This window comes from Romboutsia sp. 13368 (genome assembly GCF_018336475.1).
Classification (GTDB): Bacteria; Bacillota; Clostridia; order Peptostreptococcales; family Peptostreptococcaceae; genus Romboutsia.
Genome location: NZ_CP048741.1, coordinates 1,214,760 through 1,215,933 on the forward strand (window position 1 = coordinate 1,214,760; position 1,174 = coordinate 1,215,933).

General features: G+C 22.5%; 1 protein-coding gene. It reads right to left on the bottom strand.

The window, feature by feature from the left end; all coding sequences use genetic code 11:
- Nucleotides 1-575: 575 nt before the first annotated feature.
- Nucleotides 576-1,174, bottom strand: a 599-nt coding sequence (locus G3997_RS04945) for an Rpn family recombination-promoting nuclease/putative transposase (protein WP_296649033.1), incomplete at its 5' end; no start/stop codon positions are given.

Sequence of the window (1,174 nt, forward strand, 5' to 3'; positions counted from 1 at the left end):
TTTTTTCATCAATTATAGATTCAATTATATTCTTAAATTCTTCATTCTCTAAATTATTTTCTTCTATTATAAATCTATTTTCATATAAATCTATTTTCAGGCATTTTTTCATTTTGAGTGATTACTAACATATTTTTAATATTATTANTCTTTATTATCAATATTTATTTCATCTATAAAATTTCCTTCACTATCAATATNNTCTCATACTATCAATAATAGCAACCATCTAAATAAATTTCATTGTTTTTATGTGAAAATTATTGGAAGAAATTTAACATGTAATATATACAATAGATTTATCGATAGTCCAAATCTACCTAAATATACTATAACTATTTTATGTCTAGTACTTATTGATTGCTAAAACTATAAATATACTCTGCTAATAATCATATTTATATCTTTATTTGAACTATTAAACTAATTTCTAATGCCTTATCTAATGAGAAATTTTCAAGTCCTAAATAATATGTTTCAGTATTAAGTAAATAAAAATAAGACAAAATGCTTATTTAGTAAACATCTTGCCTTATTCTTAATATGATAATCTGTTATTAGTAGAAAGTAATACTTTATATATTATTATTTATATTTAATATGTCATTTTCAGAAAGACCAGTAGCAAGTATAATTTCACTTACAGGTATACCCATATCTAAAAGGTTTTTAGCTACTTTTTCAATTCCTTTCTCTATACCTTTTTCAATCCCTTTTCTTTCAGCTTCATTTAATGCACTATTTTTATCTTTTAAAGTCTTTGCTCTCATTTCATAAAGTAAACGTTGCTCTTTATCATTGCTAATTCTAATAAGTTCATCTTTTGCTTCTCTTATTTCTGAAATAGTTAATTCAAGACTTCTAACTTTTTCACTTTCAGGATTTTTTAAAAACTCCATCCAAGCAACAAGCATGTCTTTTTCATTACTATCATCTGATAATTTAGGTATTTCTATAAAATGGATTTCTTGTATGTTAGTTAGTTCTTCATTAGTTTCAATTTCTTTTAATCTATATCCATTGTGGAATCTATTGTTATCTAAATATTTAAAGTTTAATATGTTAATACAAATAGTTCTTTCTAATTTTGAATAATCATCACCTTCATTTAATTGCTCTTCGTACATTTTACTCCAATAATATAGACTTCTTTTTACCATATTGTATTCATTTT